Source organism: Cellulomonas sp. IC4_254 (genome assembly GCF_011603975.1).
Lineage (GTDB): Bacteria > Actinomycetota > Actinomycetes > Actinomycetales > Cellulomonadaceae > Cellulomonas.
Map to the genome: position 1 here is coordinate 1 of NZ_JAANNB010000218.1, position 6,089 is coordinate 6,089.

5 protein-coding genes are annotated in these 6,089 nt (G+C 77.0%); 2 read left to right on the forward strand and 3 right to left on the reverse strand.

Going from position 1 to position 6,089, the window contains the following annotated elements; all coding sequences use genetic code 11:
- Positions 1–163: 163 nt before the first annotated feature.
- Genes G6556_RS16480 through G6556_RS16490 form a run of 3 tightly spaced genes read right to left on the reverse strand, consistent with a single transcriptional unit; the run spans position 164 to position 3,407 of the window.
- Positions 164–1,408 (reverse strand): DUF4350 domain-containing protein, encoded by a 1,245-nt coding sequence (locus G6556_RS16480; protein WP_166943867.1) that lies wholly within the window; start codon positions 1,406–1,408, stop codon positions 164–166.
- Positions 1,405–2,037, reverse strand: coding sequence for a DUF4129 domain-containing protein (locus G6556_RS20035; protein ID WP_166943869.1), 633 nt, complete (start codon positions 2,035–2,037; stop codon positions 1,405–1,407). Before G6556_RS20035 ends, G6556_RS16480 begins: the two co-directional genes overlap by 4 nt.
- Positions 2,034–3,407, reverse strand: coding sequence for a glycerophosphoryl diester phosphodiesterase membrane domain-containing protein (locus tag G6556_RS16490; protein ID WP_166943871.1), 1,374 nt, complete (start codon positions 3,405–3,407; stop codon positions 2,034–2,036). The genes G6556_RS20035 and G6556_RS16490 overlap by 4 nt, the downstream gene beginning before the upstream one ends.
- Positions 3,408–3,577: 170 nt before the next feature.
- Here G6556_RS16490 and mtrA point away from each other — a divergent pair, with 170 nt between their 5' ends.
- Positions 3,578–4,261 (forward strand): MtrAB system response regulator MtrA, encoded by a 684-nt coding sequence (mtrA, locus tag G6556_RS16495; RefSeq protein ID WP_166943873.1) that lies wholly within the window; start codon positions 3,578–3,580, stop codon positions 4,259–4,261.
- A gap of 59 nt (positions 4,262–4,320) precedes the next feature.
- Positions 4,321–6,089: MtrAB system histidine kinase MtrB (gene mtrB, locus G6556_RS16500; protein ID WP_346774952.1), on the forward strand; the 1,769-nt coding region annotated here is incomplete at its 3' end.

Consider the following 6,089-nt stretch of genomic DNA (forward strand, 5'->3'; position numbering starts at 1 on the left):
GGCTGCTGGGCCTGCCACGCGGGCTGCGCGGGCGCGGCCGCCGGCGCGGGCGCGTGCTGCGGCGCGGGGTGCTGCGGCGCGGCGTGCTCGGGCCCGGTCGGCTGCGCGGGGTACCCGGAGGGCGTGCCGCCCTGCGGCCACGGGTTCGGGGCGGGGTGGTCGGTCACGTGGGGTGAACCTCGCTCTCGAGCTGGTCGAGCCGGCGGGCCAGGTGCTCCAGGCCCGCGTCTGACGTGGGGGGTGGTCCGTACAGCAGGTCGCGGACGTCGGTCTCGTCCCGGCCGGCGGCGCGCGCGACCGCGGTCACGACCTCGGGCGCGGCGGCGGACCGCGGCACGCCGAGCCGGCGTGCCAGCCGCGCGGCGGTGCCGGCCCGGAGCGAGGCGGCGGCGTGCCCGTAGGACCGCGACGTCCGGTAGAGCCGCGCTCGGCCGCGCGTGGTCTCGGCGGGCCGGACGACGACGGGCAGCCGCTCGGCGACGACCCGGCCGAGCCGGCGGCCGCGCCACAGCGCGAGCGCGACCAGCACGACGAGCGCCTGGACCAGCAGCACCCGTGCGGTGGGCGGCAGGAGGTCGCCGAGGCCCGGGCCGGCCGCGCCCTCGTCGACGCCGAGGTCGCTCGCGGACGGCACGTACCAGACGAGCTCGGTGCTCCGGCCCAGGGCCCGCAGCGCGAGCGCGGCGTTGCCCTCGTCGGTGATCCGCGCGTTCGTGATCAGGCCGGCGTCGCCCAGCACGGTGACCCGGCGGCCGTCGACCTCGGACGCGGAGTACAGGTACGACTGCGGCGAGGAGCCGGGCACCGGGAAGCAGAGCGCGGTGCCGGCGGGCGCGGTCTCGCCGAGCGGGAGGACGCCCGCGCCGGTGGCGGAGACCGTGCCGGCGGCCGCGGCGTCGGGGTCCTCGCAGGACGCGGTGACGGTCCCGGGCTCGGTGCCGCCGGACCAGCCGGTGGTGAGACCGGGGACCGCGCGGTCGAGCAGGGACGACGGGTCGAGCAGCACGAGGTCCGCGGCGGTGCCGGCGAGCGCGTCCACCTGCTCGGTGGACAGCAGCCAGTCCGAGGTGACGAGCAGGGTGCGGCCGGCCTCGGCGGCGTCGACCGCGGCGCCGGCGGAGCGCACGTAGGTGATCCGGACGCCCTGGTCGCGCAGCACCTCGGCGAGCGCCATCGCGCCGTTGTCCCGCGGGTTGTCCGGGGCCAGGGCCGTCGCGGAGCGGGTGGGTGCGGGCAGCAGCGCGGCGAGCACGCCGAGCCCGAGCACGACAGAGACGACGACCAGCCAGCGCACCCGGCGCCAGCGCGCGCCCGTGCGGGTCCGCAGCGTCGTGCCGTCGCCCAGGACGACGCCGCCGGGCGCGGCGGCCGGGGGTCCCGGCGCGCGGGTCGTCGTCGGGGCGGTCACGCGCCCACCCCCGTGAGCCCGGCGGGCAGCGTCGGGCGGGTCGCGGTCACGCGCGCGTCGAGCTCGCGCAGCGCCGCGTCGTCCTCGGCGCGCGGGGTGCGCTCGCCGTAGACGACGTCGTCGAACAGCCGGCCGGCGGCGCGCAGGTCCACGGCGTGCACGGGCAGCCGCAGCCCCGCGGCCTCGACCGCCTCGTGCGCGGTCCGGCCGGGCTGCTCCTCCAGGACGGCGCGCTCCTCGAGCGAGCGCACGAGCGCGCGGAACCGGTCCGCGACCGCCGCGGCCCAGTCGCCGCGCGCGGCGGCCGCGTCCGCCGCGGCCCGGATCTCGGCCGCGGTGCGGCGGTCGTCGACGTCGAGCACGCCGCGCGCCCCGGCGACCCGCCGGCTGCGGCGCACCGGGCCGGTGACGAGGAACGCCACGGTCACCAGCACGGCCAGGCCCGCGAGGATCGCCAGGAGCGTGCCGACGTTGCCGATCGGCAGGCCGTCCGCCCCCTCGAACAGCCGGCCGAGCCAGTCCAGGAACCGCTGCAGCAGGCTGGGCTGCTGGTGGTAGACGGGGTCGGCGAGCTCCTGCTCGAGCCAGCGGCGCGCCTGCTCGGCGTCCGGCACGACGGGCACGGTCACCGGCCGGCGCCCTCCGCGGCCCGGGCCAGCTCGACGTCCAGGCCCTCGCGGCGCATCCGGACGTCGATGTAGGCGAGCGCGATGACGCCGGCCATGAAGACCGTGGTGATGGTGGTCGCGATCGCGGTGCCGATCGCGGTGAGGGCGATGGCCGGCCCGCTGGTCATGAGCGGGTCGTTGAGCACGAGCTGGGAGATGAGCGAGACCGGCACGACGACCACCTGGGAGATGATCCCGACCAGGATCGACACCAGCAGGTACAGCCCGAGCAGCCGCCAGAAGCTGCCGCGGGTCAGCCGCCACGCGCGGGACACCGACGCCCAGAAGCCGCCGCCCTCCAGCATGATCGCGGCGGGCGCGAGCAGGGTGCGGATCGTGATCCAGAAGCCGCCGACCACCGCGGCGGCCAGCGCGAGCAGCCCGACCAGGACGGTGAGGCCCACGCTGTCCGACGTCGAGCCGACCAGGACCACGAGCCCCACGAGCGCGGCGAACGCCACGGAGGTCGCCAGGCCGAGCAGCAGGCTGAACCCGATGACCCAGAGGATGCGCTTGCCCTGGCCGCGCACGACGTCGCGGGCCGAGATCCGCCGGCCGATGACCGACCGGCTCACCGACAGGATGAGCAGGCCGGTGAGGATCGTGGTGGCGAGCGCGGTGAGCGGGACGCCCGCGACGCCCGCCAGCGAGGTGCCGAAGCTGTCGCCGAGCAGCTCGGAGTCGGCGGTGGTGAAGCCGGCGCTGGTGCTGAACAGGTCGTTGACCGCGCCCGCGAACACGCCCGCGAGGTACCACTGGATCAGCGCGCCGATCGCCGTGGCGACGGCGACGACCACGGCGGTCAGGCCGAACATCGTGGCGGGGTTGTGCCGGATCGCGCGGAACGCGCCGTCGAAGATCTCCCAGATGCTCAGCGGGCGCAGCGGGATGATCCCGGGCTGCGCGGCCACCGGCTGGTAGGGCGTGGCGCCCCAGCCGTACGGGGCGGGGCCGGGCTGCTGGCCGTAGGTCTGCTGCCCGTAGCCGGGTGCCGTCGGGTAGCCGGGCTGCTGGCCGTAGCCGGGCGCCTGGCCGGGCGCGGCGGGGTACCCGGGCTGCTGCCCGTACCCGGGCTGCTGGCCGTACCCCGGCGGGACCGGTGCGGCCGGGCCCGCGACCTGGCCGGGCTGCCCGGACGCGTCACCCGGACGGCCGCCACCCGGCCGGGTGCCCGGGTCGCCCCACGGGTTCGCGGGCTGCCCGCCCGTGGCGGGGTCGGTGGGCGGCTGCCACCCGGCGGGGGCGTACTGCCCGAACCGGGGCGCCGGGCGCGGCTCCTCGCCCTGCCGCGGCGCGTCCTCGGGGCGGCCCTCGTCGTGAGGCGTGCTCATGGTGCTCCTCGGGGGTCGCAGCGGGGTGCGCCCCGAGCACCCCGTCGGGGTGTCGGGCGCGGCTGACGGCCATCGTGCCACGTCAGGTCCGCGCGCGGGCCGCTGCTCCGTCGGGGCGTCGTGGGCGCGGACGGGCCCGGTGCGGGCCCCGGTGATGCGATCATGGGCAGATGAAGGGACGCGTTCTCGTGGTCGACGACGACACCGCCCTGTCCGAGATGATCGGCATCGTGCTGCGCTCGGAGGGGTTCGAGCCGGTCTTCTGCGCCGACGGGGACGAGGCGCTGGAGATCTTCCGGTCCTCGCAGCCGGACCTCGTGCTGCTCGACCTCATGCTCCCGGGCAAGGACGGCACCGAGGTGTGCCGGCTGATCCGGGCGGAGTCGGGCGTGCCGATCGTCATGCTGACCGCCAAGGCGGACACGGTCGACGTGGTGCTCGGGCTGGAGTCCGGGGCGGACGACTACATCGCCAAGCCGTTCAAGCCCAAGGAGCTGATCGCGCGCGTGCGGGCGCGGCTGCGCCGCAGCGACGAGCCGGCCCCGGAGCACCTGCGGATCGGCGACCTGTCGATCGACGTGACCGGCCACCGGGTGACGCGCGACGGCGCGCCCATCTCGCTCACCCCGCTGGAGTTCGACCTGCTGGTGGCGCTCGCCCGCAAGCCGTGGCAGGTGTTCACCCGCGAGGTGCTGCTCGAGCGGGTGTGGGGCTACCGGCACGCGGCCGACACCCGGCTGGTCAACGTCCACGTCCAGCGCCTGCGGTCCAAGATCGAGGCCGACCCCGAGCGCCCCGAGATCGTCGTGACCGTGCGCGGCGTCGGCTACAAGGCGGGCGCGACGCCCCCGTGACCGGCACCTCCCGCGGCGGCGTCACCGCGCGGGCGGCGCGCGCGTGGCGGCTCGCCACGGTGCGCGCCGGGGCCCGCGCGCGCCGTCTGGTCCGCGCCTGGCGCGGGTCGCTGCAGGCGCGCGTCCTCACCCTGACCCTCGCGGTCGGGCTGCTCGCGCTCGCGGTGCTCGGCGGCTACCTGTCCGTCAGCGTGCGCGACGGGCTGTTCACCCAGCGGGTGGACCAGGTGCTCGCCGAGTCCGCGCGCAGCGCCGCCCAGGCGCAGGAGACGTTCGACGCGTCCACCGCGACGACGGCGCCCGAGGCGCAGCTCCTCGTCAACGACATGGTGGACGCCCTGCGCTCCGGCGGGTCCGGCGAGCGCGAGGTGTTCCTGCTGCGCGCGCGCGGCCAGCAGCAGCCGATCCTGGTCACCGGCCAGTCCACCGACTCCAGCCTGGTCGGCCTCGTCTCGGAGCAGCTGCGCGCCGCCACGGCCGAGGGCGAGGGGCAGCGCTGGGAGTCGGTCGCGTGGCCCGCGTCTGCGACGGACACCGGGCGCGTCGAGCCGGGCGTGATGGTCGGGCAGGTCGTCACGGTGCCCGCGGCCGGCTCCTACGAGCTGTACTTCCTGTACTCCCTGCAGGCCGAGCAGGACCGTTTGGAGTTCCTGCAGAGCGTCCTCGGCATCGGCGCCGCGGCCCTCGTCGTGCTGCTGGTGTCGATGACCTGGCTGACCACCCGGCAGGTCGTCCGCCCGGTCCGGCAGGCCGCGCACGTCGCGGAGCGGATCGCCGACGGCAGCCTCACCGAGCGGATGCCGGTGCGCGGCGAGGACGAGATGGCGCGCCTGGGCCGGTCGTTCAACGAGATGGCCGAGAGCCTCCAGGACCAGATCGACCGCATGGAGCACCTGTCCGCCATGCAGCGCCGGTTCGTCTCGGACGTGTCGCACGAGCTGCGCACCCCGCTCACCACCGTCCGGATGGCCGGCGAGATGATCTACGAGTCGCGGGACGAGTTCGACCCGGTGGTGCGCCGGTCGGCGGAGCTGCTCCAGCAGCAGCTCGACCGGTTCGAGGACCTGCTGGGCGACCTGCTGGAGATCAGCCGGTTCGACGCCGGGGCGGCCGTGCTGGACGCGGAGGCGCGGGACCTGCGCGACGTCGTCGGGGCGGCCGTCGACCAGGCCGTGCCGCTCGCCGGCCGCAAGGGCTCCTGGCTGTCGGTGACGCAGCCCGAGGCGCCGTGCGTCGCCGACGTCGACCCGCGGCGCGTCGAGCGGGTGCTGCGCAACCTGCTCGTGAACGCGATCGAGCACGCCGACGGCAGCGACGTCGAGGTCACGGTCGGCGCGGACGACCGGGCGGTCGCCGTGACCGTCCGCGACCGCGGCGTCGGGATGACCCGCGACGAGGCGGCGCACGTGTTCGACCGGTTCTGGCGGGCCGACCCCGCGCGGGCGCGCACCACCGGGGGCACCGGCCTCGGCCTGGCGATCTCCCTGGAGGACGCGCACCTGCACGGCGGCTGGCTGGAGGCGTGGGGCCGGCCCCGGCAGGGCGCCTGCTTCCGGCTCACCCTGCCGCGGCGGGCGGGCATCACCCTGGAGTCGTCGCCCCTGCCCCTGGAGCCGCCGGCCGAGCCCGACCGGCCCGTGGCCCGGGAGCGGGACGTCGACCGCCCCGACCCGGCGGCGCTGCCCGACCTGCCGCCCACCACCGGGTCGTTCGACGTCGTCGAGCGGGCCCGCGAGGCGCAGCGCGCCGTGGCGCGCCGGCGCGAGCAGGAGCGCGCGGAGGCGGCGGCGGAGCACGCGCTGGACGGGGTTCCGGACGGCGCCCCGGA